The following is a 22,574-nucleotide window of genomic DNA, read 5'->3' as shown; positions in this document are numbered from 1 at the left end:
GCCCCCGCCAATTGGGTCAACGCGCACTGGCCACGCCACTTCTATCTCGGTACGCTGGCGGTCAATCTGATTGGCTGCCTGCTGATCGGCTTGCTCTACGGGCTGTTTCTGCATCGCCCGCTGGTGCCGGTCGAGCTGCGCGCGGGCCTGATCGTCGGGTTTCTCGGCGGTCTTACGACTTTTTCATCCTTTTCACTGGATACCGTGCGCCTGCTTGAAAGCGGGCAGGCGCCGCTGGCCTTCGGTTATGCCGGGATCAGCGTATTTGGCGGGCTGCTCGCAACCTGGGCCGGCCTGTCTTTGACCAAATTCTGAACCAACGAGAGAACGATATGCTCGATTCCAAACTGTTACGCGGCCAACTTCAGGAAGTGGCGGACCGCCTGGCCTCCCGTGGCTTCAGCCTGGATGTCGCGCGCATCGAGGCACTGGAAGAACGCCGCAAGGTGGTGCAGACCCGTACTGAACAACTGCAGGCCGAGCGTAACGCCCGTTCCAAATCCATCGGCCAGGCCAAGGCCAAGGGCGAAGACATCGCCCCGCTGATGGCTGACGTCGAGCGCATGGCGGGCGAGCTTGCCAGTGGCAAGGTCGAGCTGGACGGCATCCAGGCCGAACTGGATGGCATCCTCCTGGGCATTCCCAACCTGCCGGACGAAAGCGTGCCGGTCGGCGCCGATGAAGAGCACAACGTCGAAGTCCGTCGTTGGGGCACCCCGCGCGCCTTCGACTTCGAGATCAAGGACCACGTGGCCCTCGGCGAGCTGAGCGGCGGCCTGGATTTTGAAACCGCCGCCAAGCTGTCGGGCGCCCGTTTCGCCCTGCTGCGCGGCCCGATCGCCCGTCTGCACCGCGCCCTGGCGCAGTTCATGATCAACCTGCACACCAGCGAGCACGGCTACGAAGAAGCCTACACCCCGTACCTGGTCCAGGCCCCGGCGCTGCAAGGCACCGGCCAGCTGCCCAAGTTCGAGGAAGACCTGTTCAAGATCAGCCGCGACGGCGAAGCCGACTTCTACCTGATCCCGACCGCCGAAGTGTCGCTGACCAACATCGTTGCCGGCGAGATCCTCGACGCCAAGCAACTGCCGATCAAGTTTGTCGCCCATACCCCGTGCTTCCGTAGCGAAGCCGGTGCTTCGGGTCGCGACACCCGCGGCATGATCCGCCAGCACCAGTTCGACAAGGTCGAGATGGTGCAGATCGTCGAGCCGGGCAAATCCATGCAAGCCCTGGAAGGCCTGACCGCCAACGCCGAGCGCGTCCTGCAAGCCCTGGAGCTGCCGTACCGGGTGCTGGCGCTGTGCACCGGCGACATGGGCTTCAGCGCGGTGAAAACCTACGACCTGGAAGTCTGGGTGCCGAGCCAGGACAAGTACCGCGAAATCTCCTCGTGCTCCAACTGCGGCGACTTCCAGGCCCGCCGTATGCAAGCGCGCTGGCGCAACCCGGAAACCGGCAAGCCGGAGCTGGTACACACCCTCAACGGATCGGGCCTGGCAGTCGGGCGTACCCTGGTGGCGGTGCTGGAGAACTACCAGCAGGCCGACGGTTCGATCCGCGTGCCGGAAGTGCTCAAGCCGTACATGGGTGGCCTGGAGGTCATCGGTTAAATGGAATTCCTGCCGCTGTTCCACAAACTGCGCGGCAGCCGTGTGCTGATCGTCGGTGGAGGCGAAATTGCCCTGCGCAAATCGCGTCTGCTGGCTGATGCCGGGGCTGTGCTGCGGGTGGTGGCGCCCGAGATCGAAGCGCAACTGGCCGAGCTTGCCCGGCACAGCGGTGGTGAAATCCTCAGTCGTGGTTACCAGCCAGGCGACCTCGACGGCTGCCAGCTGATCATTGCCGCCACCGACGACCAGGCGCTCAACGCCCAGGTCTCGGCGGACGCCCACCAGCGCTGCGTGCCGGTCAATGTGGTCGACGCGCCGGCGTTGTGTTCGGTGATCTTCCCGGCCATCGTCGACCGCTCGCCGCTGGTGGTGGCGGTGTCCAGCGGCGGCGATGCGCCGGTGCTGGCGCGGCTGATCCGGGCCAAGCTGGAAACCTGGATTCCCGCCGCCTACGGCGAACTGGCCGGCCTTGGCGCGCGCTTTCGGCACAAGGTCAAGGCGCTGTACCCGGACGTCAATCAGCGTCGTGGCTTCTGGGAAGATGTCTTCCAGGGTCCGATCGCCGAGCGGCAACTGGCCGGGCAGGGCGCTGAAGCCGAGCGTCTGCTGCAAGCCAAGATCGACGGTGCCACCTACCAGGCGCCGGGCGAGGTGTATCTGGTCGGCGCCGGCCCCGGTGACCCGGACCTGTTGACCTTCCGCGCCTTGCGCCTGATGCAGCAGGCCGATGTGGTGCTCTATGATCGCCTGGTTGCCCCGGCGATCATCGAACTGTGCCGCCGTGACGCCGAACGTATCTACGTCGGCAAGCGCCGCGCCGACCACGCCGTGCCGCAAGCGCAGATCAACCAGCAATTGGTCGACCTGGCGCGCCAAGGCAAGCGTGTGTTGCGGCTCAAAGGTGGCGATCCGTTCATCTTTGGCCGTGGCGGCGAAGAGATCGAAGAGCTGGCGGCCCAGGGCATTCCGTTCCAGGTGGTGCCGGGGATTACCGCGGCCAGTGGCTGCTCGGCCTATGCCGGCATCCCGCTGACCCACCGCGACTATGCCCAGTCGGTGCGTTTCGTCACCGGTCACCTCAAGGACGGTACCAGCGACCTGCCCTGGCATGACCTAGTGGCGCCGGCACAGACCCTGGTGTTCTACATGGGCCTGGTTGGCTTGCCGACCATCTGTGCCGAGTTGATTCGTCACGGGCGGGCGGCGGATACCCCGGCGGCACTGGTACAGCAGGGCACCACGCCGAATCAGCGGGTGTTCACCGGCACCTTGGCCGACTTGCCCAAGCTTGTGGCCGAGCATGAAGTGCATGCGCCGACCCTGGTGATCGTCGGTGAGGTGGTGCAGCTTCGCGAGAAGCTGGCCTGGTTCGAAGGCGCCCAGCCTTGAAATCATCGCGGGTCAAGCCCGCTCCCACAGGTACTGTATGCACTGCACCTGTGGGAGCGGGCTTGACCCGCGATGAATCCACCCCTATTCCCCTGCCTTGCGCCAAATCCCCCGCCCCAACAACCGCTCCCGGTCATGCCCCTGGGCAAAATCCTGCAACGGCCCTTTGGGCACGATCCCGTTCGGGTTAATGGTCTTGTGGCTCATGTAGTAATGCTTCTGGATATGCTCGAAATTCACCGTCTCGGCGATCCCCGGCCACTGATACAGCTCCCGTAGCCAGTTCGACAGGTTCGGGTAGTCGGCAATGCGCCGCAGGTTGCACTTGAAGTGCCCGTGGTACACCGCATCAAAGCGAATCAACGTGGTAAACAGCCGCCAGTCGGCCTCGGTCAAGTACTCTCCGGCCAGGTAGCGCTGGGTGGCGAGCAACCGCTCCAGATGATCCAGTTCGGCAAACACGTCATCGAAGGCCTGCTCATAGGCCGCCTGCGAAGTGGCAAAGCCTGCGCGGTACACGCCATTGTTCACCGCGGGATAAATCCGTTCGTTAAGCGCCTCAATCTGCCCGCGCAGCGCTTCGGGGTACAGGTCCAGGCGATTGCCAGTCAGCTCGTCGAACGCCGAGTTGAAGATGCGAATGATCTCGGCCGACTCGTTGTTGACGATGCGCTGCTCTTGTTTGTCCCACAACACCGGCACTGTGACCCGGCCGCTGTAGTGCGGGTCGTCGCGGGTATAGCGCTGGTGCAGCAAGTCCAGGTGCTCGAGTGTGTCGCCGGTCGAGCCTTTGCTCTGGTCGAAGGTCCAGCCATGTTCGCCCATCAGCCAGCTGACCACCGACACATCGATCAGGCCCTCAAGGCCCTTGAGCTTGCGAAAGATCAGGGTGCGGTGGGCCCAGGGGCAGGCCAGCGATACATACAGGTGGTAGCGCCCGGCTTGCGCGGCGGGCAGGGCGTTGCGCCGCTGTGCGCTTTCGCGCTGAAAGGTGCCGTCCTTGCTGCTTTCATACCACTGGTCGTGCCAGCGTCCGTCGATCAACAGGCCCATGCTGAGCTCCTTGGCGATTCGTTCTGATATAGAACCCAGTGTACGGACCTGGGTTCGAACGAATAGCGCAAAGTCCGGGCCTGTTTGATCGATCTATTCGATCAGTGGCGCTGGTCCCAATAGCGCTGGGCCTGGGCGAAGGCCTCTTCACGGCCTTGGCCGAGGCCGCGCAAGGCCAGGGCCATGGTCGCCACCACGGCCAGTTCGCCATAGCTGTTCTGTTCATCGCCGCGCCATACGGCCAATAGTTGCTCGGGCTCAAGGCTTGCCGGTTTGACATGGCGCTGGGCGGCCAGGGCCGGCCATTCTTCATCCCAGTCGAGGCCATTGGCGGTGCCATACAGGTGGCTGCTGGTGTCCGGGTTGATCTCGATCTCGCCGCCATCGCCCTTGACCACGATCGTCGTATCGCCGAGCAGCCGGCTGGCTTCGCGGTGCACTGCCTGGTAGCCAGGGTGGAAGATGCTCTGCAGGCCGCAGCGGGCATTCAGCGGGTTGAGCACCCGGGCCAGGGAATGAATTGGCGAACGCAGGCCCAGGGTGTTGCGCAGGTCGATCATCCGTTGCAGGCGCGGTGCCCAGTCCTGCAGCGGGATAAAGGCCAGCTGGTGAGTGTCGAGCGCCTCCGACACCGCATGCCAGTCCCGGCACAGCGGAATCTGCAGCAGTTCCAGCACCTGTTCGGTGTACAGCCGCCCGGCCGTGTGGGCGCCGCCGCCGTGCAGGAGGATGCGCACGCCATTGGCGGCCAGGCACTTGGCAGCCAGCAGGTACCAGGGCAGGTGGCGCTTTTTGCCGGCGTAGCTTGGCCAGTCCAGGTCGACCCGGATGGCGGGGGTTTGCAGGCGCTGACGCAGGGCCTCGGTGAAGCCGGCCAACTCGTCGGGGCTTTCTTCCTTGTGGCGCAGCAGCATCAGGAAGGCGCCAAGCTGGGTTTCCTCGACCTTGCCATCGAGCAGCATGCCCATGGCTTCGCGGGCTTCCTCGCGGCTCAGGCCACGGGCACCGCGCTTGCCTTTGCCAAGGATGCGCACGAATTGGGCAAACGGGTGTTCGGCCGGGGTTTCGGTGATCAGCGGGCTGTGGTCGGTCATATGCAATTGGTCGGCTTCGGCAGGCCCGCAAGTTTCGCGGCGAGTTTGGCAGGGGTGCCCTTGAACAGGCGGTTCAGGTGCAGGCTGTTGCCTTTGTCCGCGCCCAGCTTGAGCGCGGTGTACTTGATCAGCGGACGGGTGGCCGGCGACAGCTCGAACTCCTGGTAGAAGTCACGCAGCAGCGCCAGCACTTCCCAGTGTTCCGCGGTCAGTTCCAGGTCTTCATGGGCGGCGAGGGCGGTGGCCACTTCTTCGGACCAGTCGCTCAGTTCGACCAGGTAGCCGTCTTTATCCAGGGCGATGCTGCGCTCGCCGACAGTCAGGGTACTCATAGCCAGCTGTTGACCTTGTCATAGTGCAGCGACAACGCGACGAAGGCCGGGTAGTCGACGGCCTTGCCCAGGTCGCTGATGGCAATGGCGCGGGCCTGCAGGTCTTCGTCCAGGGCGAACAGGCGTCCGTCCAGTTGGCTGGCCTGCAGCGTGCGCAGCGGCTCGCTGCCCGGTTGCAGGGCATACACTGCATCGCCGCACAGCAGCAGGCCATCGGCGCTGCCCAGCAGGCGCAGGCAACTGCTCAGGCGGTTGTCGCCAAACGGCGAGTGGCAAATCACGTGCAAGGTGCTCATCAGAGGGTCACCACCTGGTCGAAACGGTCGATCAACGCCGCCAGCGCAGCGTCATCCAGCACCTGCACCGGCAGGCTCAAGGTGTCGGCGGCAAGGCCACGCTCCTGCAGGCTGCTGCTGGCGGCGAACAGTTCCTCGACACCGAACATCGGCAATGCCTGCAGGTTGGCCGCGAGGTTCTTCTGCTGCAACTGGACCGGTTGCTGGCCGGGAGCGAGCTGGAACACGCCATCATCGAGAAACAGCATGCCCAGCGGCAGATCGAAGGCTCCGCCGGCCAGGGCGATATCCAGCGCTTCGCGGGCGGATGGCCCGGCCCATGGCGCCTGGCGGCTGATAATCAGCAAGGACTTGGCCATATCAATCGCCTCCAAAGCACATCAGCCGATCGGCGCCTTGCGCCGCTTCATGCAACTGGCCAAGCCCGGACAGCTCCCAGGGTGGCGGCAGGTTGGCTGCCGGGCGCTGGTAGCGCTGGGCTTCCTCGGCATTTAGTACACCGCGGCGCAGGGCGGCGGCGATGCACACCACGGCATCGAGCTGCTGCGCGCTGACAAACGCGCGCCACTCGGCGGGCAGGTCCAGTTCATCCTGGGGCGCCACGACATTGCCCGAGGCGCTGTGCACACCGTCCTGATAGAAAAACAGCCGGACAATCTCATGCCCGCCGGCGAGCGCCGCCTGGGCAAAACGCAGGGCGCGGCGCGAGGAGGGCGCATGGGCCGGAGAAAAAACCGCAATGGCGAACTTCATGGAAGGCTCTTTCAGCAAATCTGCGGGAATGATAAAGCAAAAAGCCCGCAGCAACATGCCGCGGGCTCTTCAGGGCTTACCTCGCCCCCTGTGGGAGCTGGCTTGCCAGCGATGGCTTCAACACTGTCTCAAGCCTTGTCTTTATGCTCCGGCAAGAACCAGTTCAGCACCAGGGCACAAATCCCCCCGGTCGCCACCCCCGACTCCAGCACATTGCGCAGTGCCGACGGCATATGCGCGAGGAACTCCGGCACCTGCGCCACCCCCAGGCCCAGCGCCAGCGACACGGCAATGATCAGCAGCGCACGACGATCCAGGCTGATGCTGGCCAGGATATTGATCCCCGAAGCCGCCACCGCGCCGAACATCACCATCGCCGCGCCACCGAGCACCGGTTCCGGCACCGCCTGGATCACCCCGGCCACGCTCGGGAACAGGCCAAGGATCACCAGCATTGCCGCAATCCACACACCGATATGGCGGCTGGCAATGCCGGTCAGCTGAATCACGCCATTATTCTGGGCAAAGATCGAACTCGGGAAGGTATTGAACACCCCGGCCAGCAGCGAGTTGGCGCCGTTGACCAGCACGCCGCCCTTGATCCGCTGCATCCACAGCGGGCCTTCCACCGGCTGGCGCGAGACCTTGCTGGTGGCGGTCACATCACCAATGGCTTCCAGCGAGGTCACCAAGTAGATCACCAGCATCGGAATGAACAGCGCCCAGGAGAAACCCAGGCCGAAATGCAGCGGCACCGGCACCTGGAACAGCGCCGCTTCGTGCATGCCGGTGAAGTTCAGGCGGCCCAGGTAACCGGCCAGGGCGTAACCCACTGCCAGGGCGATGACAATGGCGCAGCTGCGCATCCACACCACCGGAATACGGTTGAGTATCACGATGATCGCCAGCACCACGCCCGACAACAGCAGGTTCTCGCCATTGGCGAAAGTGCCATTACTCATCGCCGCAAAGCCGCCGCCCATGCTGATCAGGCCGACCTTGATCAGGGTCAGGCCGATCATCAACACGACGATACCGGTCACCAGCGGGGTGATCAGGCGTTTGACGAACGGCAGAATGCGCGAAATACCCATCTCCACGAACGAACCGGCAATCACCACGCCAAAAATCGCCGCCATCACGCCCTCAACCGGCGTGCCTTGCTTGACCATCAGCGCGCCACCGGCGATCAACGGCCCGACAAAGTTGAAGCTGGTGCCCTGGACAATCAAAAGCCCGGCGCCAAACGGCCCGAAGCGACGGCATTGCACGAAGGTGGCGATCCCGGAGATCACCAACGACATCGACACGATCAGGTTGGTATCGCGGGCCGAAACCCCCAGCGCCTGGCAGATCAGCAGGCCAGGCGTGACGATCGGCACAATGATCGCCAGCAGATGCTGCAGTGCCGCCAGCATCGCAATCAACGGCCGCGGCCGGTCTTCAAGGCCGAGGACCAGTTCATTGGCCTGTGCGGCTGTGCCAGGTCCTTGCTCGATTGAACTCATGGGAGTGCTGCCCCGGAAGAAAAAAGGAGCGCATTCTACGGGCCCGCACCCGATTCCGGTAGTGCCTTGAGGTTGACACCTATCCCTGTGGGAGCTGGCTTTGCCAGCGATGCAAGGCAAAGCCTTGCCAAACCCCACCCACAAAAAAGCCCGCCGAAGCGGGCTTTCTCTCAACGCATCACACCAGCAATCAATCAGTCATCCCGACCCATCAGGCCGAACAGTTGCAGCAGGCTGACGAACAGGTTGTAGATCGACACATACAGACTGATGGTCGCCATGATGTAGTTGCGTTCGCCACCGTGAATGATCGCGCTGGTCTGGAACAGGATGCACACCGACGAGAACAGCACGAAGCCGGCGCTGATCGCCAACTGCAGGCCGCTGATCTGGAAGAACAGGCTGGCCAGCACCGCACCCATCAACACGAAGAAACCGGCGGTGATGAAACCACCGAGGAAGCTCATGTCCTTGCGGGTAATCAGCACATAGGCCGACAGACCACCGAACACCAGGGCCGTCATGGCAAACGCCGAACTGACCACCTCGGCGCCACCGGCCATGCCCAGGTAGCGGTTGAGGATAGGGCCGAGCAAAAAGCCCATGAAACCGGTGAGGGCGAAGGTGGAGACCAGGCCCCAGACCGAATCACGCAGCTTGTTGGTGAGGAAGAACAGGCCATAGAAGCCGATCAGCACCACGAAAATGTTCGGGTAGCCAACGCGCATCTGCTGCGCCACGTAGGCCATGATGCCACTGAAGGCGAGGGTGATAGCCAGCAACCCGTATGTGTTACGCAGGACGCGGCTGGCCTCCTGCTGCTCGACCTGCTGGCCGTGATTGACGGCGTAATCCTGTTCGCGCATGGCGACACTCCTGTGGGTTTGAAACGTTCAGATGCAAAGATCATAACAGAGCCGCGCAAAGCAGCCACATAGAGAGTTTGACAGCTTGTTTCATTTCGGTATTATGGCGCCCGCAATACGAGGAAGCGTGGCCGAGTGGTTTAAGGCAACGGTCTTGAAAACCGTCGATGGGCAACTATCCTAGAGTTCGAATCTCTACGCTTCCGCCATATAAGGTCTTGTATTCAAAGGTTTTTTTCAGATCGAGGACTCCGAAAGGGAGCGATTTGGGAACACTTTGGGAATGACAAGCAAAAGAAAGGGGCCCTGCGGCCCCTTTTTTGTTGTCTTCAGTTCAGTCTGAGCGCCTGGTTCAACAGGCCTACTACATCCGGGCCGTCCTTGCTGATCCACTTCGCGTAGTGCCTGAAGATCATCACGGTGGACGTATGGCCCATCTGGTCGGCGATCCACTCCGGTGTGGCCAATCCGCTGCTCAGCATCTGGCTGGCGAATGTGTGCCGGCAGGTGTTCGGGCCCCGCTGACGCACGCCGGCGCTTTTCAGGTGATAGATCCACCAGCCGTGGCGCAGCGCGTCTGAAGTCTTGTACGGCTCACCGGTGGCCGAGTTGTGAAACACGAATCGCACCTGCTGCACCTTCTTTGTCCGGTTGTCCCGGCCCGTGACCTCTATTTGCTCAGCCCCCAGGTTCTGGGTGTGGCGTGCTTGGGCCTGTAGCGCTCGCAGCGCAGGAGCCAAGAGCTTCACCTTGCGTGTCGATCGGCGCGTCTTCGTAACCTTGTACTGGCCACTTACCCGGGCGCGACGGAACAGCACCGTGCCTGCTTCAAGGTCGACGTCCTCCCACGCCAGGGCCATGGCTTCGCTAACCCGTGGGCCGCTCCAGATCATGAACGCGGTCAGATTGATCTCTTGCTGTCGGCTGGTTTCGGTACCGAGGATCGCGTCGATCTCTTCACGGGTGAACGGATCGGGGTCGTCAGCGTCCGGCAGGGTGATGCTGATGCCATCGGTAGGGTCGTGGGCTGTGCGGTTACGGGTGCGGTACAACCGGAAAATCTGCCGCAGGTGGCCGACAATCTCGCGCACGGTCTTGTTGTGCAGCTCCGGCATCAGGGTGTTCTGCACCCAGCCCTGAATGTCCAGGTGGTCAATCTGGTCGGCCTGAAGCGCGCCCCAGCGTGGCCGAATGTGCTTTTCCGCCCGACTGCGGTACATGGCGAAGCCGCTGGCCGCCATCTGATTGCGCTTGATATCGAGCCAGAGGTCGATGAAATGCCCCAGAGTGTTGGTCTGAACCCTGGGGGAATCGGGAAAATGCCGGGCATAGCTGAAGGTGCCGGCCTGGATCTCATAGTTGATGATGCCGACCAGGCGCTCGGCATTGGCCACGCTCGCGGGTGAGGCGTCACCGGGTATGGTCTCCCGGCACAGCTCGCCCTGGTAACGGAAATACACGCGGACATGGTTGCCGCGTACTTCGACTCCATCTGCCATTGTTTTGTCACTCAAACAAAGGAACGGCCCAGTGTATGGGCCGTGTGAAGGAATGGCCCGTCGCCGGGCCTAGAAGATGGGAGCGTAGATTCTTGCTACGCGTGGCCAGGGTGTTCGAAGCGCGAACATCCGTATGCCAGGTCATCCCCAACCACTTTCTGGAGTAGAGAAGGTGCCAGTCCGAGTTTATGCGCCAGTGCCTCAGCTGCTTGCGCTGGGCCTGCGGTGCAGCTCGCGTTCAGGGTGTGACCTTTGGCCTTGGCGATATAGGTACCGAGGCCCTGGCGAACGTTGATAATGACCTTTTCATCGGGCATAGCGGCGGGCTCCTAGGGCTTTCTTGGCGGCGACATTGTCCATGTAGCTTGCCCATTCGGCGTTTTTGCGCTGCTGGCGGATCTGACTGCAGCGTTGGTGATTGCGGGCGGATCGCGCTTTGCCACAGACATCGCAGATGCAGGGAAGGTCGAGGTTGTGAGTCGCCAGGCGAGGGCGGGCCTGAGTCGTAGCCTTATCCATGATCAACGATCTCCCATCAGGGCGCGGGTCAGGGCGTTCGGCTGTCCAGCCGGCGTAAGCTTTTTCAGTGGCTGCACGCTGTAGCGGCCATTGCCGCCCCGGACGGTTGCAACCTGGCCATCGATCTCGATGATCTTCCCGGTGCGGGCACTGAGGCGGTAGCCGCGGCCCTCTGCGCGCATGGCTACCGGCGTCGCGCTCCAGCAGGTGGATCTGGTCGTAGGTTAACGGCCGGCTACCGGAGTTCTCATAGACATGGTTGTCGAACCGCTTGAGCTCATAGCCGAGGCGAGCGGCTGCACATTCGCGGCCACCAGGGAAAGCGCAGACCACCGCACTGACCACCTGGCGCAGGGTTTCTAGAACTGGACGCTTCATGTTCTGGTTTCCTCCATGAGCCAGGGACCTTAGGTTGTAGGTGAGCTTTCTTTGATGCCGAGCAGCACGGCCGCACGGTGTGATTCGCCTCGCAGACACTTCTTCTGCCGGTTGAGCACGGCGTAAACCGTGGAAGGGGTGAGGTCGTGCATTTCCGCCCATTCCTTGGCCGACAGCCCTTGGCTGGCCAACCGTTGGCGCGCTTGCTTGCACGCTTGCTCGCTGGGGTAGGTGTTGTGCATAGTTCCGTTTCGTGTGATTTCGTGTGATGACAGGGGAAGATTATTCAACATACGTTGAATAGTCAACTCCTTAAGGGGTCGTTTTGTTGAATATTGGCGAAAGGCTAAGAGAGGAGCGCGCCCGACTGGGGTTCAACCAGGCGGAATTTGCCGCTTTTGCTGGGGTAGCCAAGACCTCCCAGTTCAATTACGAGAAGGGCGAACGCAGTCCGGACGCCGCGTACCTTGCAGCGGTAGCTGTAAAGGGAGTTGATGTGTTGTACGTGGTCACGGGAGAGCGCAAGGCGATCCCGGCTTCCTGTCTGACTCCAGAAGCGAAGGAGTTTTTTGAGGTGTATCAGCAGGTGAGCGAATCTGATCGAGAGGTGTTGTTCCGTACAGCACAGGCTTTTGCCAAGGCTCGAGAGTCCGAATAGATCGCAACTCAGCTTGAACGCTTGGCGCGTCAGGCTGAGCAATGGAAGAAAGGCGTGGGCCATGGTGGCCGGCGAATTGTCGAGGACGATGTGAATGGATGGTGTTGTTGCAATAGTTGCCATGGCGGTATTCGTCGGCGTCTGGTGGTGGCTAGTCAAGCAGATGCGCAAGAGCGGCAGAGGCTTCCTGGTGCGTCACTTGTTGGGATGTCTAGGCGGTTGGATGGCCGGCCTCCTGGTAGGCGGGGCCGCTGTGTCTTTGGGCATCATCGAAGCCAAACCTAAAGAGGCGGTGCAGAGCGCTCAGACGGCCAAGCCCTCGATCAAATACACAATCGTCAAAGACGAATACCGAGAGGGGCGGCCGCGTAAAGTTGAAGTCATGTTGACGCGTCGGCTGACCGACGCCGAGCTGGCTGACGTGGCCAAGACCATCCGCAACGAATCTGATGCCAAGGCTGAAAAGACCTTTATCGGTTTCCGGATCGAAGGTCAGACCTACAGTAGCTACTGGGCAAATGTCAGCTTTGACCCTGATTATCAAAGTACCGTGATCGGTCTGAGCGCTTCCGATTATCAAGCCCTCACTGCAATGGACCTTTCGGGTTACACCGAGCAGGTTGGTAGCTGGCTGCGCGACGGTGCGCTAGGTCATGTGATGGTTCTTTACAAAAAAGACGGCAACTACTTCATTGATTCCGTGTTCGCGAGTGGTGGACGAAATACCGAAAGCTACGCCGCCAAATCCACACCTGAAGGCGGTATACGTCTTGAGACCCCTGATAACAAATTTGGCGAGTACTACATCCTCAAGCAGGACGGCACGCTGGAGGGGTGGGGGGAAAATGGGAAGTACATGGCGCTTCCGCCGTTTCGAGCTTGAGCAACGTCTGAGGGTAAGCAGGTAACGGCCTCACCGGGCAGCTGGAAAACTCTAGCGGTCGAACCAGAGTGATCCGAGGGTGACTTCGGACTTGCAGTTTCAAAAGTGTGCGTAGGTTAGGGGGTGGCCACTCGGGGCTTCCCTCGCCGACGCGCACTGCTGGAAAATTGGAAGGCAGACGAATAGCGCCTTATGAAGTAGTGAGGTTAGGGAATTCCTGAGTGCATCGGGTCGTGTCATTGACATCAGCGCCCGTCACATGGAAATGGAGTACCTATGATGGAAAACCTTACTCAGTTAGAGCGTCATTTCTTGGAACTACTACGCACTTTAAGTGACAAGCAGCGAAAAGATGTCATAAGGATCTTGGAGGCGCTTCGGAAGTCTACGGAGTAAATGGAAAAGTAGGGTCCCGGTGTGATGCCGGGTTTTAAATTGGTCGGAAATGTAGATAGTATGAAGGCGCATAAGAAAGAAACACCAAAGCATAAGCACTTGGCAAGGACTTTTTTATTTTGGGTGGCTTTTTTAGGCCCGCTAGTGGTGGGTGGCGTATTAGGTGTTTTTATTGGGAACGCTACTCCCGTCGGTGAATTGTGTTTCAAATCAGAGTGTGTTCAGTTTTTTTTTGATACGTTTAAGTTTCCAGTGGCAATAATGAGTTTGTCTTTACCGTTGGTCGCAATGGTTGCTGCAATCCATCGGTCAATGGAAGCTGCTACTCAAATTGATGTTGCGTTAAAGCAATATGGGGAGGCTATAGCCAATAATCGATTTGGTAATTATTTGAAACACAGGGAGGGCTTTGAGAAGTTAATAGATGGCTACTGTTCTAAGCGACATCATAATAATGGGTGCAAGACATATGTGAATGTGTCCGATTTTTATGCGGACATGTTTCCTGATGCTTCGTTTGGTAATGTTGATTGGAATGGTCACTATAATAAGGATCGATTTGAGGATGTGGTCGAGGTGGCTGAAGTTCTGATGCATCAGCTCGAAGGGCCGATCGAGGATTGCGATGCCATTCAGTTTGTATGCTCTCTAGGGGCGCTCCTTAGTTCTTTCAATATAAATTATTCGCTAGCCCGTATTGTTGCTGTAAACGCCGACAAAGGTCCTCCGTTGAACTTTGTGATCCCGGCGCTGGACAGCGATAGTCAATCCGTTTTTCATGCGATTAGAGATGCTATTGGTATTTTTGTGTTGCTTAGAAGTTATCTTGGTATAAAGGGTGGGAGGGATTTTCCAATTAGTGACAAGTTTTCTCGTGTTAGGACTTTGCTTGAAAATGCGGGCGATAAATTCTCAGTACTACGTCCAGCATAATTTGTCATTGTTTTCCCATTGCCCTCTTCCACTCCCGGTCCACTGCACGTTTCGCACTGCCCTTGCTTGCGTAGAGGTGCGTAAGCCGCTGAGGGTTGGTCTGGTCTCCGGCTGTGACAGTCTTTTGCTTGCCCGTTTTCTCATCGCGGTAGGTGGCGGTAATGCCTGTGTAGTTTGTCTTTTTGTCGACCAGGTCTTCCACGCCGTCCTGGTCCGGCAACTTGGACTCCAGATCCATGCTGGAGGTGAAACTGTCTGAGGTGAAGCTGTGCCGCAGGTTGCCGCCCAGCCAGATGATGGCGCTGATCTCGGACTTGACTCCCACCAGGCTGTAAGTCTGGTCGGGCGTGAGTTCTGGCCGGCCTTTGGCCAGAGTGTAGCTCAGCGTGGCGGTACCGCGTTGCAGGCGGTTCCACTCGGCTCGGGCCGCCTGCAGTGCGCTGGCCTGGTCGGTGTAGCTATGCCGCAATTCCTTGAGGTTGTCGCCGGCGCCGGCGATGGCCTCTTTTTTTTCGGCGCTGTTGACCTGGTAGTAGTACGCCTTGACCCCGGTGTAGCTGTCGCGGTCGGCCTGCAGGAAGCGGTGTTGATCACCGTCCTCCCGGGTCAGTACAACGTGGGGTAGGGTGGCGCCACTGGCGGTGACGCTTTTGCCCGCGGGCATGAACAGCAGCCGGCCAGCCTTCACCGCTGATATCGCGTCGTGCTCCTTGCCCAGGCGGGTCAGCAGGTTGGCGTCGCTTTCGTTGGTCTGGTCCAGGTGCAGCAGCTCGATCGCGGCCAGTACTGGGCTGATCACCGGCGCCAGGCCATGGGCAGCAGCGATGGCGCCAATCACCGTTCCCAGGGTGGAGCTGTTCCAACTGCGTTCCTTTTTGACCTTGAGGCCGCCGCGCAGGTCTGCGCTGCGTGCGCGGATGCTGAGGGTGTCCGGGGCCCCGCTGTGCTCGGTTTCATCCACGGTATAGCTACCCTTGTCGATCAGCCCGGTATCGCTCCAGCCCAGCCACAGGCGCACTGTGGCGCCGCGTGGGGGGATGGCCAGCAGACCGTCGTGGTCGCTGAGGTTGATGTCGAGCTGGTCAGCCTCCATGCCCCGGTTGTCGGTCAGCTCGATGCTGACGAGGCGCTGCTCGACGGTGCCGGTAATGTCCTGGCCGTTGACCACCACACGGCAGACGGGACGTGGGTAGGCGGTCGCTTCACGGTAACGGCTGGCTGCGTCCTGGAGCAGATTATCCGCTTGTTCTAGGAGGGTCACAGGATAGCCCTCAGCAGGTTGCCGGCGGTACCGGACAAGGTGCCGAGCAAGTCGACGCGCCCATCATCGATGCGGGTGAGCTTGAGGGTGAACTCGATTCGCCGGGCAGCGCCGTCACGGAAGAACACTGTGGGGCGTCGCCAAAGTTGAAGCCCACAGCTGAGGTGAGGTTCTTGCTCATCGCGGCAACAGCATCCAGCGGGCCGCCCTGATTGCCCACCAACCCCTGCTCCAGGCCAGCCATGGTGAAACCACCCAACTCGGCAAAAACCCTGGAGGGGGAGTGGATGCCGAGCTTTTCCTTGAACCAACCGATAGTGGCTTCGCCGGCGCCGGTAATGGCGCCCTTGCATCCGGCTTCTGTGCAGAGAACGCGAGCACATCGGTGCCCAGGCTGGCGGGAGAGTCGGTAACTGCCAGACCAACGATGTAGGCCTCCAGGCCGCCACCGAGGCCCGCTTGGTGCAGCTGCTGCTCAAGGACCCCAAGTCCGGGACGGACTTCAAGGAAATTGACCTGCTCCACCGGCAACTGGAGCGGCAGGCTCGAATCCAGCGCTACCAGGACGGCGGTACCGAAACCGACCTCAACCCTGAGCTGGCCAAGCGCAACGCTGGGGAGAAGCGTAAACCCAAGCGCAACGACATCCCAGAGGAGCTGGTCGAGAAACTGGTCGAGGCGTTTCTTGATGGCTGCTTTGACTACCAGAAAGACTGGTACCGGGCGGGCAACCAGCGCACCCGCGCCATTCTCAAGAGCCGACAGATCGGTGCGACCTTCTACTTCGCCCGAGAAGCCTTGATCGATGCGCTGACCACTGGGCGCAACCAGATCTTCCTGTCGGCCAGTAAAGCGCAGGCGCATATCTTCAAGGCCTATATCCAGGCGTTCGCCCGGGACACGGTCGGGGTGGAGCTGACAGGTGACCCGATCATCTTGCCCAACGGCGCCGAGCTGCACTTCCTCGGTACCAACGCGCGGACCGCCCAGGGCTATCACGGCAACTTCTACTTCGACGAATTCTTCTGGACGTTCAAGTTCAACGAGCTGAACAAGGTCGCCTCGGGTATGGCGATGCAGAAACAATACCGGCGGACCTACTTCTCGACGCCCAGTTCAATGGCGCACGAGGCCTACACCTTCTGGACCGGGGAGCGGTTCAACAAGGGCAAGCCGAGTGCCCAGCACCTGAAGCTTGATGTCAGCCACGAAGCGCTGCAGCAGGGCAAGCTCTGCGACGACCGCATCTGGCGCCAGATCGTCACCATCCTAGACGCCGAAGAGCGGGGCTGCGACCTGTTTGACATCGATGAGCTGCGGCTTGAATACGATGCCGCGGCGTTCCAGAACCTGCTGATGTGTCAGTTCGTCGACGACGGGGCGAGCATCTTCCCGTTGAACATGCTGCAGCCGTGCATGGTGGACAGCTGGTCGATCTGGGAGGACTACAAGCCGTTTGCTGCCCGGCCATTCGCTGACCGCCAGGTATGGGTGGGGTATGACCCGGCCGAGAACGGCGACTCTGCGGGGCTTATCGTGGTGGCACCGCCGCTGGTACCGGGGGGCAAGTTTCGCGTGCTCGAGCGCCACCAGTTCCGGGGGATGGACTTCACCGCGCAGGCCGAGACGATCCGCCAGGTGACGAGCCGCTTCTGGGTCACCTATATCGGTATCGATACCACCGGCCTGGGCAGCGCGGTAGCCCAGCTGGTGCGACCGTTCTTCCCGGCCCTGCGGACGTTTTCCTATAACCCCGAGATCAAGGCACGCCTGGTGATGAAGGCGTGGGACGTGATCAGCAAAGGCCGGCTGGAGTTCGATGCCGGCTGGACAGACCTTGCCCAGTCCCTGATGGCCATTCGCAAGACAGTCACCCCTGGCGGACGGCAGTTCACTTTCGTCGCTGGGCGCAACGACAACACCGGCCAACCTGTACCTGGAGAAGCGCGACAACATGCTGCGCCAGGCCATCGGGCTGCAGCCGTGTCTGGCCAAGTACATGCGTCGAGGCAATGACCTGGTGACCTACTACCAGGTGCGCGGCTGGAAGGATGAGCACGAATTCAAGGCCGGAAGCGTGTGCCACCTGCGGGTGGCGGATATCAACCAGGAGATCTACGGCCTGCCCGAGTGGCTGCCAGCCTTGCAGAGCGCGCTGCTCAACGAGAGTGCCACGCTGTTTCGGCGCAAGTACTACCAGAACGGGAGTCATGCTGGTTTCATCATGTACATGACCGACGCCGCCCAGAACGAGGACTTCGTCAACGATCTGCGTACCGCGATGAAGAACAGCAAGGGGCCGGGCAACTTCCGCAACCTGTTTATGTACGCACCAGGTGGCAAGAAGGATGGCCTGCAGTTGATCCCGATCAGTGAGGTGGCGGCCAAGGATGATTTCGGGGCGATTAAGAACATCAGTCGTGATGACCAGTTGGCCATGCTGCGCATCCCGCCGCAGTTGATGGGGGTGGTGCCGCAGAACGCTGGGGGATTCGGCTCAATCCTCGATGCGGCTGAGGTGTGGGCTATCAACGAGCTGGAACCTGAGCAGGCCCGACTGTTGCAAATCAACGATTGGCTTGGGGAAGAAGTTGTGCGCTTTCGACCTTATGAGGCTTCTGTAACTTGAGTTAAGTGTCCTTGATCGTAAGCAGAAACTTGTGTGGCGGGAAACCTACGCTTCCGCACTATTGGAAATAGTCATGGCATAGTTTCCTTCATTGGCACGGGCGCGACGCGGTTATTTTCATTGCAAAGCTGGTCGCCAGTGATAGTGGTAAAAGGCTCGCTCGCCTTGTCAAGATTTTTGCGCGATATCTTCTTCGAGTTCGCGGACGGCTTTTTTGATTTTGATCATAAAAAGTCGTTCGACTTTTGTATCTGTGAAAGTATTTACTTGATCCCCGAACCACATTTTTAGTCTTTCACGTTTTTGTTTAATGGTCAGGTTGTCGAAGTCAGGGATGTATTTGTGTCCGTTTTTGTTACTGTGTTTGAGTTCGTAAAATGTCTTGATAAGTGATTTTGGTTTAACCTCGCCTGTAAGGCCGGCGCGATTAATCAACTTTGCAATAGTGTGGTTTACGTTGCGTAACTGATTGGTTGTTGATATCTGCGAAAAATACGCCACCCATCCTAGGCGTTTGCCTTCTAATATGCAGCCAGTAATTCGAAGATTTAATTTCCAGGCACAATAAGCGACAGCTCTTTCCTTGTCTTTTTTTGATTTTGCACTAGCAAGCCTGTGTTTGTACGCTGTAAGAATGTTCGCCAGTGAAGATTCGAAGCGTAGGATGCTTGGGTGCTTGATCTTTATCTCGTCGTTGTCTATTTCGTAGCCCAAGAAATCAAATGCTACTGACAGTTTATCAGTTTTTGACTTGGAGCCAGGTTCAATGGCATGTGGCGACAGGCCTAAGTGCTTAAGGTCAGCAATTAGTTGGTTCGCAATTCGTGTTGACTGGCCTTTTGTCGTCAGTATTAGAATGTCGTCTACGTAACGCTTAAACCATATAGAGCTATCGGTTTTATATTTGTGGTCAATCGACTGCAGGGCTGTTTCCGCCAAAATATTAGAGATGGCGAGTCCTTGAGGTACACCACGTATGCTTTTGGGCGCATTTCGTCCGCCTCTTGCCTCAGGAACAGTCGGAGTAGTGATCGCTGCGCTTATAAGCTTCCGGAGTTCTTGTTTGCGAATCTTATTTTTGATGGATTTTTCAATTAGTGCGTGTGGTATTGAAGGGTAAAAGCTTTGTAAGTCGATTTTGGCATATTCGACATATTTTTTACTTGATAGTGCTGCGCTTAGCGACTCAATAACGGTTTGCGGTAGGGCGAGTTTTGAATCAGGAAATATATCTGCTAAGCAGTCACAAAGAGCGCGAAGTGCTATGCGGTCTCGAGCAGTAGGGATTGATATTTGTCGTGGAAGTGAAGTTGCCCCTTTTAGAATTAGCTTTTCTTTGTAAGGGGTGAAGATGTAGGTTCCTGCTTTGACCTTTTTAGAGATAAACTCTACTTCGGATTTAAGTCGTTTATCTATGTTGCTCGGACGAATCCTGTCAATTCCGATGGCGCCAGAGTTTTTGATTCGGTCTTTATAAGTTTTGGATAGATTGCGTTCGGAAAATTTACTGTTGAATGTTGATGAGGCGCTCATGCAAATTTCCAAGCGTAAATAGCAACTACAACCGGGGCGAGATACAGGACTGAAGAGAAAAACCAACGTTTAATCAGCCAGAACGCTACGTGCAAATATTCATCCCATGTTGGGGCTCTACTTGTAAGCCCCTTCGAGAATGCTCGGGCAACGCGATCATCAGTCTCAGTGTGGTTTTCACACTCTGCCAATATTGCGTCGTATTTGGCCTGGAGGAAATCATTGTCTGGCGAGCTGGCTGGAGTCGAATTATATAAACGTTGAAGTTCTAGATAGTTTCGGCGCATCTGAATTGCCCGGCCTTTGAAGTCTCTGTTCGCAACTGCGAGGGATACGCCAAGGAGGCCGATGGATAAGATCGCTGAGAGAATGCTAGTGTCGGAGCCAAGTAGCTCGGGGTACTTAATCGTGGTCACAGCGAGTGCTGCGCCTAATAGTGCATACCAAACCAGAAGTAACTGTGAGTGAAAATCCAGCCACTCTAAGCGCTTATGAGCTTGAATGCGTGCTTTGTAAGTAAACCAAATTTTGTCGCGCAATTTCACATCCTTATGAAAAGAGGGGCGCAGGACAGTTTGAGTATCGTTGAACATCCCGAAGGATCCGGAGCTTTCGCCCACGGCCGAAGCCGTAATTATTAGAGCCACCCTCACGAAGGAGAGGAAGAACCTGCGCCCCTCTGTGTGGATCTTACTTCGTCCCGAGGCACATTCCTAGCCTAAAACACGCTAGGGCTAGGTTTTTCTAGAGGATGGGTGAGGAGGTGGTGCGTATCGCACCATTCGAACCAGACTGAAGTTCTCATGGAGACAGCAAAGCCGCCCGAGGAGGCGGCTTTCATCATTACGGTTTGGCGAAAATCATCAGGCTTTGACTAAGCGGAGATTTGGCTTTCGCTTCGGGACCAAAACAGGTGAGGTCGCATAGTCCCCACTTATGGCAACAGGCGCCATGCTGAAGAGGATTGGTATCAAGTCATCTACGGCCACATCTAGTTCTTTTGCGATTCCAGTGAGGGAGCGCCCAGCGTCTCTAGCAAGGCCCAGAACCTTCTGTAATACCTGAGATGTTTCCCTCTGAGATGGTTCAGGTTCCTGGGTCCGAGCCCCCATAGTAGACAATTCAATGCACATGCTTCTGTAAACCCATTCTGACAGCACACCGGTTTTGTGAAGGCGATAGGCCAAGGCCATAGCTGAAACGTTCCAGAGCTTTTTAGCGCGGACAACGTCCTTCACCGAATTAACACTCCAGCCGTGGGCCAGGATGCTCTGATAAGGCATCAGAAAGGCGGATGCGAAAGCGTTGGCCTCGCTCTCCACCTCTTTTCCTTTGTTGCTGCCATGTCTGTGCAGCACCAAATGGCCAAGTTCATGGGCTGCATCAAACCGGCTCGCCTCTGCAGACTTTTGCGTATTCAGAAAAACGAAAGGTGTTGTTCCCTTCCGCCAGCATGAAAAGGCGTTGACCTGATTGGTCTCCTCAGCAAGTGAGAAGACTCTGACTCCCTTTAACTCAAGCAAATGGACCAAATTCTTGATTGGCAGCTGCCCAAGCCCCCATTCAGCACGCACAGCCTCTGCAGCAGCTTCTGGATCCATCCCCGAGCAATCTGGAACCGAAGGTACCGGCAGATGGTACTTCGAATCGATCCAATCACTGAGCATGAACGCGATCCCCCCCGCCGCAAGAGCTGCATCACGCTGGCCAGCGGTCATTCGTGAAAATGAGCGGAAGCTTGCGTTCTCTTCAGTCGGGGCTTCCACATAACGACCAGAAAAAAAAGGAATCGGAAAACCCAAAGCCTGTGCTATGCAGGCCAAGCTCTCGTCGGTTGGCAATTGGTCTCCATTCTCGTAGAGAGAAATCGTCTTACTGCTGAGCATTGTTGCATCTGCAAGCGATTTCTTCGTCCATCCACGGCGTTGACGAGCTAGTACCAAACGGGCCGGATTGAAATCGCTTATGTCGTTCATGTTCTCGGTGTCACAGGAATATCGATAGATGGGCCTGCATCTGGCCCACCGAAATCGTCGGGGGCGTTCAGGTTCAGGGGCGGCATGATAAAGCGCGGCTGCCATCCGTCAACCTTACCGTTGTCGGCCATGTTGATTGGCCTCGAAAGCTCGTAGTGAACGATTTGGTTATCCAGGTCGACATAGAACAGGAGCATCCAGAGAACCTGCTCTGCCGTGGAGTCCAAAGGGAGTCGCTGCCTATCGTTTCGTTCCACCGGGAACATGTCCATCTGACGAACGTTGTAGTGGACGCTACGGCTGGTCCTATTGCCCCGCTTGTTACGTGTCAGGGGCTCAGCATACGGATTGCCAGTGTTTTCGTCGCCACAACACACGGTGACGGCATGTTTGTTATCAGGGGAAATAATGCGAGGCTGGTTACTCGGGTCCGTTGGTTTCCACCCTTTCGGAACGGCCAAGGCGCGGAGTGTCTCTGTCCCGTAGATCCAAGCCAGGGTGCCACCTGAACCTTTTGGCTGGAGCGGACCTGCGTTAGAGGTCACTCGGTAAAACTGAAGGGCTACGGTACGCAGATCTTCAGCAGTAATACCCAGTAGACGCTCTACAGCCTGTTCAGGCGGTAAGCTTTCGATCTGGTTCAAAAAATTATCAGCCATTGGTGGAACTCTTCTTGTCGGGTTCCGGTTTTTATACATCATTTGATGTGAAAAAAAAAGAACCTTGAAGGCTGACGGGCTGCCATAGACAGCGCCTAGTATGGGGAGGGTACCGCGCAGGTCTCGCTCACAAAGGCACTGGGAACCCCTCGCGCCTTGCGTTGGCTCAGAAGGCACTCAACCAGTATCCCCAGCTGGCTGGTCTCTGTTTCCGACTCAAGACGTATCCTCAGTTTTTTTGTCGTTTTGCCCTGGGCGAATTGCAGAAAACCATCAACCACGTCTGTCGCCCGGGTGGCCAGTACATCAGCTGGGCGTTGGACTGCCCCCGGAAAGGTAGACATCC

The 22,574-nt window shown here is 58.4% G+C and carries 22 protein-coding genes, 1 tRNA gene and 4 pseudogenes; 9 read left to right on the top strand and 18 right to left on the bottom strand.

Going from position 1 to position 22,574, the window contains the following annotated elements; all coding sequences use genetic code 11:
* The 3 genes from crcB to cysG all read left to right on the top strand — a co-directional run.
* Positions 1-315, top strand: a 315-nt coding sequence (gene crcB, locus UW3_RS27740; protein WP_010226738.1) for a fluoride efflux transporter CrcB, incomplete at its 5' end; no start/stop codon positions are given.
* A gap of 17 nt (positions 316-332) precedes the next feature.
* On the top strand, positions 333-1,613 hold the full coding sequence (gene serS, locus UW3_RS0125160) for a serine--tRNA ligase (RefSeq protein WP_010226737.1): 1,281 nt from the start codon (positions 333-335) through the stop codon (positions 1,611-1,613).
* Positions 1,614-3,002: a siroheme synthase CysG gene (cysG, locus tag UW3_RS0125155; RefSeq protein ID WP_010226736.1), complete on the top strand. Its 1,389-nt coding sequence runs from the start codon at positions 1,614-1,616 to the stop codon at positions 3,000-3,002.
* A gap of 84 nt (positions 3,003-3,086) precedes the next feature.
* On the opposite strand, the gene UW3_RS0125150 is transcribed toward cysG, so the two are convergent.
* The 8 genes from UW3_RS0125150 to UW3_RS0125115 all read right to left on the bottom strand — a co-directional run bounded on the left by UW3_RS0125150 (position 3,087) and on the right by UW3_RS0125115 (position 8,904).
* Complete coding sequence (locus UW3_RS0125150) at positions 3,087-4,055, bottom strand: glutathione S-transferase family protein (protein ID WP_010226728.1); 969 nt, start codon at positions 4,053-4,055, stop codon at positions 3,087-3,089.
* Positions 4,056-4,156: 101 nt separating this feature from the next.
* A complete protein-coding gene (locus UW3_RS0125145) occupies positions 4,157-5,149 on the bottom strand; it encodes a glycosyl transferase family protein (protein ID WP_010226725.1) in 993 nt (330 codons plus the stop codon).
* Entirely contained in the window at positions 5,146-5,481 is a 336-nt protein-coding gene (locus UW3_RS0125140) for a TusE/DsrC/DsvC family sulfur relay protein (RefSeq protein WP_010226724.1), read from the bottom strand. Before UW3_RS0125140 ends, UW3_RS0125145 begins: the two co-directional genes overlap by 4 nt.
* The gene (gene tusB, locus UW3_RS0125135) at positions 5,478-5,777 is read right to left on the bottom strand and encodes a sulfurtransferase complex subunit TusB (RefSeq protein WP_010226722.1); all 300 of its coding nucleotides are present in this window, start codon (positions 5,775-5,777) and stop codon (positions 5,478-5,480) included. The genes UW3_RS0125140 and tusB overlap by 4 nt, the downstream gene beginning before the upstream one ends.
* Positions 5,777-6,136 (bottom strand): sulfurtransferase complex subunit TusC, encoded by a 360-nt coding sequence (gene tusC / locus UW3_RS0125130; protein ID WP_010226721.1) that lies wholly within the window; start codon positions 6,134-6,136, stop codon positions 5,777-5,779. The genes tusB and tusC overlap by 1 nt, the downstream gene beginning before the upstream one ends.
* Position 6,137: 1 nt before the next feature.
* Entirely contained in the window at positions 6,138-6,530 is a 393-nt protein-coding gene (tusD, locus tag UW3_RS0125125; RefSeq protein ID WP_010226720.1) for a sulfurtransferase complex subunit TusD, read from the bottom strand.
* A 128-nt stretch (positions 6,531-6,658) separates the two neighbouring features.
* Positions 6,659-8,038 carry a nucleobase:cation symporter-2 family protein gene (locus tag UW3_RS0125120; protein WP_010226719.1) on the bottom strand — a complete coding sequence of 460 codons (1,380 nt, stop codon included), beginning with the start codon at positions 8,036-8,038 and terminating at the stop codon, positions 6,659-6,661.
* 194 nt (positions 8,039-8,232) lie between these two features.
* A complete protein-coding gene (locus tag UW3_RS0125115; RefSeq protein WP_010226718.1) occupies positions 8,233-8,904 on the bottom strand; it encodes a Bax inhibitor-1/YccA family protein in 672 nt (223 codons plus the stop codon).
* Positions 8,905-9,025: 121 nt separating this feature from the next.
* Here UW3_RS0125115 and UW3_RS0125110 point away from each other — a divergent pair.
* Positions 9,026-9,113, top strand: a tRNA-Ser gene (locus tag UW3_RS0125110).
* A gap of 120 nt (positions 9,114-9,233) precedes the next feature.
* On the opposite strand, the gene UW3_RS0125105 is transcribed toward UW3_RS0125110, so the two are convergent.
* From UW3_RS0125105 to UW3_RS0125080, 3 genes are all read right to left on the bottom strand, one after another.
* Entirely contained in the window at positions 9,234-10,403 is a 1,170-nt protein-coding gene (locus UW3_RS0125105; RefSeq protein ID WP_010226717.1) for an Arm DNA-binding domain-containing protein, read from the bottom strand.
* Positions 10,404-10,709: 306 nt separating this feature from the next.
* The gene (locus UW3_RS30005; protein WP_237716776.1) at positions 10,710-11,300 is read right to left on the bottom strand and encodes a phage regulatory CII family protein; all 591 of its coding nucleotides are present in this window, start codon (positions 11,298-11,300) and stop codon (positions 10,710-10,712) included.
* Between the two features lie 29 nt (positions 11,301-11,329).
* Positions 11,330-11,542: a DNA-binding protein gene (locus tag UW3_RS0125080; protein WP_010226710.1), complete on the bottom strand. Its 213-nt coding sequence runs from the start codon at positions 11,540-11,542 to the stop codon at positions 11,330-11,332.
* Positions 11,543-11,628: 86 nt separating this feature from the next.
* Here UW3_RS0125080 and UW3_RS0125075 point away from each other — a divergent pair, with 86 nt between their 5' ends.
* From UW3_RS0125075 to UW3_RS28840, 3 genes are all read left to right on the top strand, one after another.
* Complete coding sequence (locus UW3_RS0125075) at positions 11,629-11,958, top strand: helix-turn-helix domain-containing protein (RefSeq protein WP_010226708.1); 330 nt, start codon at positions 11,629-11,631, stop codon at positions 11,956-11,958.
* 94 nt (positions 11,959-12,052) lie between these two features.
* Positions 12,053-12,841 (top strand): hypothetical protein, encoded by a 789-nt coding sequence (locus UW3_RS0125070; RefSeq protein WP_010226706.1) that lies wholly within the window; start codon positions 12,053-12,055, stop codon positions 12,839-12,841.
* A gap of 456 nt (positions 12,842-13,297) precedes the next feature.
* Complete coding sequence (locus UW3_RS28840) at positions 13,298-14,170, top strand: hypothetical protein (RefSeq protein WP_148276819.1); 873 nt, start codon at positions 13,298-13,300, stop codon at positions 14,168-14,170.
* 4 nt (positions 14,171-14,174) lie between these two features.
* Here the strand turns inward: UW3_RS28840 and UW3_RS0125055 are convergent, their stop codons facing one another.
* The 3 genes and pseudogenes from UW3_RS0125055 to UW3_RS29995 form a co-directional block, all read right to left on the bottom strand.
* Positions 14,175-15,431, bottom strand: coding sequence for a phage late control D family protein (locus UW3_RS0125055; protein ID WP_010226704.1), 1,257 nt, complete (start codon positions 15,429-15,431; stop codon positions 14,175-14,177).
* Positions 15,428-15,562 (bottom strand): annotated as a pseudogene (locus UW3_RS28500) (phage tail protein); the annotation flags it as partial. The pseudogene UW3_RS28500 and the gene UW3_RS0125055, both read right to left, overlap by 4 nt.
* A 217-nt stretch (positions 15,563-15,779) precedes the next feature.
* Positions 15,780-15,869: pseudogene (locus UW3_RS29995) on the bottom strand (GPO family capsid scaffolding protein); the annotation flags it as partial.
* A gap of 6 nt (positions 15,870-15,875) precedes the next feature.
* Here UW3_RS29995 and UW3_RS0125045 point away from each other — a divergent pair.
* Both UW3_RS0125045 and UW3_RS27725 read left to right on the top strand, forming a co-directional pair.
* Positions 15,876-17,447 (top strand): annotated as a pseudogene (locus tag UW3_RS0125045) (terminase large subunit domain-containing protein); the annotation flags it as partial.
* Positions 17,359-18,060 (top strand): annotated as a pseudogene (locus UW3_RS27725) (phage portal protein); the annotation flags it as partial. The pseudogenes UW3_RS0125045 and UW3_RS27725, both read left to right, overlap by 89 nt.
* A gap of 168 nt (positions 18,061-18,228) precedes the next feature.
* On the opposite strand, the gene UW3_RS0125030 reads toward UW3_RS27725, so the two are convergent.
* From UW3_RS0125030 to UW3_RS0125015, 4 genes are all read right to left on the bottom strand, one after another.
* Positions 18,229-19,593 (bottom strand): reverse transcriptase domain-containing protein, encoded by a 1,365-nt coding sequence (locus tag UW3_RS0125030; protein ID WP_026001528.1) that lies wholly within the window; start codon positions 19,591-19,593, stop codon positions 18,229-18,231.
* Positions 19,590-20,186, bottom strand: coding sequence for an SLATT domain-containing protein (locus UW3_RS0125025; RefSeq protein WP_010226694.1), 597 nt, complete (start codon positions 20,184-20,186; stop codon positions 19,590-19,592). Before UW3_RS0125025 ends, UW3_RS0125030 begins: the two co-directional genes overlap by 4 nt.
* A gap of 270 nt (positions 20,187-20,456) precedes the next feature.
* A complete protein-coding gene (locus UW3_RS0125020; RefSeq protein ID WP_026001526.1) occupies positions 20,457-21,569 on the bottom strand; it encodes a helix-turn-helix domain-containing protein in 1,113 nt (370 codons plus the stop codon).
* Complete coding sequence (locus tag UW3_RS0125015) at positions 21,566-22,228, bottom strand: hypothetical protein (protein WP_010226690.1); 663 nt, start codon at positions 22,226-22,228, stop codon at positions 21,566-21,568. Before UW3_RS0125015 ends, UW3_RS0125020 begins: the two co-directional genes overlap by 4 nt.
* Between the last annotated feature and the right edge of the window lie 346 nt (positions 22,229-22,574).

Source organism: Pseudomonas donghuensis, assembly GCF_000259195.1.
Taxonomy (GTDB): domain Bacteria; phylum Pseudomonadota; class Gammaproteobacteria; order Pseudomonadales; family Pseudomonadaceae; genus Aquipseudomonas; species Aquipseudomonas donghuensis.
Note: the sequence above shows the minus strand (reverse complement) of the source record. Positions and strands in the feature narration are given on the sequence as shown.

Bases quoted from the DNA above. Each gene is read 5' to 3' on its own strand.
- tusD (WP_010226720.1), bottom strand. From the start codon at position 6,530: ATGAAGTTCGCCATTGCGGTTTTTTCTCCGGCCCATGCGCCCTCCTCG.
- cysG (WP_010226736.1), top strand. From the start codon at position 1,614: ATGGAATTCCTGCCGCTGTTCCACAAACTGCGCGGCAGCCGTGTGCTG.
- UW3_RS0125080 (WP_010226710.1), bottom strand. From the start codon at position 11,542: ATGCACAACACCTACCCCAGCGAGCAAGCGTGCAAGCAAGCGCGCCAA.
- tusC (WP_010226721.1), bottom strand. From the start codon at position 6,136: ATGGCCAAGTCCTTGCTGATTATCAGCCGCCAGGCGCCATGGGCCGGG.
- UW3_RS0125115 (WP_010226718.1), bottom strand. From the start codon at position 8,904: ATGCGCGAACAGGATTACGCCGTCAATCACGGCCAGCAGGTCGAGCAG.
- UW3_RS0125120 (WP_010226719.1), bottom strand. From the start codon at position 8,038: ATGAGTTCAATCGAGCAAGGACCTGGCACAGCCGCACAGGCCAATGAA.
- UW3_RS0125015 (WP_010226690.1), bottom strand. From the start codon at position 22,228: ATGGCTGATAATTTTTTGAACCAGATCGAAAGCTTACCGCCTGAACAG.
- UW3_RS0125150 (WP_010226728.1), bottom strand. From the start codon at position 4,055: ATGGGCCTGTTGATCGACGGACGCTGGCACGACCAGTGGTATGAAAGC.
- UW3_RS0125020 (WP_026001526.1), bottom strand. From the start codon at position 21,569: ATGAACGACATAAGCGATTTCAATCCGGCCCGTTTGGTACTAGCTCGT.
- UW3_RS0125070 (WP_010226706.1), top strand. From the start codon at position 12,053: ATGGATGGTGTTGTTGCAATAGTTGCCATGGCGGTATTCGTCGGCGTC.
- UW3_RS0125025 (WP_010226694.1), bottom strand. From the start codon at position 20,186: ATGTTCAACGATACTCAAACTGTCCTGCGCCCCTCTTTTCATAAGGAT.
- tusB (WP_010226722.1), bottom strand. From the start codon at position 5,777: ATGAGCACCTTGCACGTGATTTGCCACTCGCCGTTTGGCGACAACCGC.
- UW3_RS0125145 (WP_010226725.1), bottom strand. From the start codon at position 5,149: ATGACCGACCACAGCCCGCTGATCACCGAAACCCCGGCCGAACACCCG.
- serS (WP_010226737.1), top strand. From the start codon at position 333: ATGCTCGATTCCAAACTGTTACGCGGCCAACTTCAGGAAGTGGCGGAC.
- UW3_RS30005 (WP_237716776.1), bottom strand. From the start codon at position 11,300: ATGAAGCGTCCAGTTCTAGAAACCCTGCGCCAGGTGGTCAGTGCGGTG.
- UW3_RS0125030 (WP_026001528.1), bottom strand. From the start codon at position 19,593: ATGAGCGCCTCATCAACATTCAACAGTAAATTTTCCGAACGCAATCTA.
- UW3_RS28840 (WP_148276819.1), top strand. From the start codon at position 13,298: ATGAAGGCGCATAAGAAAGAAACACCAAAGCATAAGCACTTGGCAAGG.
- UW3_RS0125105 (WP_010226717.1), bottom strand. From the start codon at position 10,403: ATGGCAGATGGAGTCGAAGTACGCGGCAACCATGTCCGCGTGTATTTC.
- UW3_RS0125140 (WP_010226724.1), bottom strand. From the start codon at position 5,481: ATGAGTACCCTGACTGTCGGCGAGCGCAGCATCGCCCTGGATAAAGAC.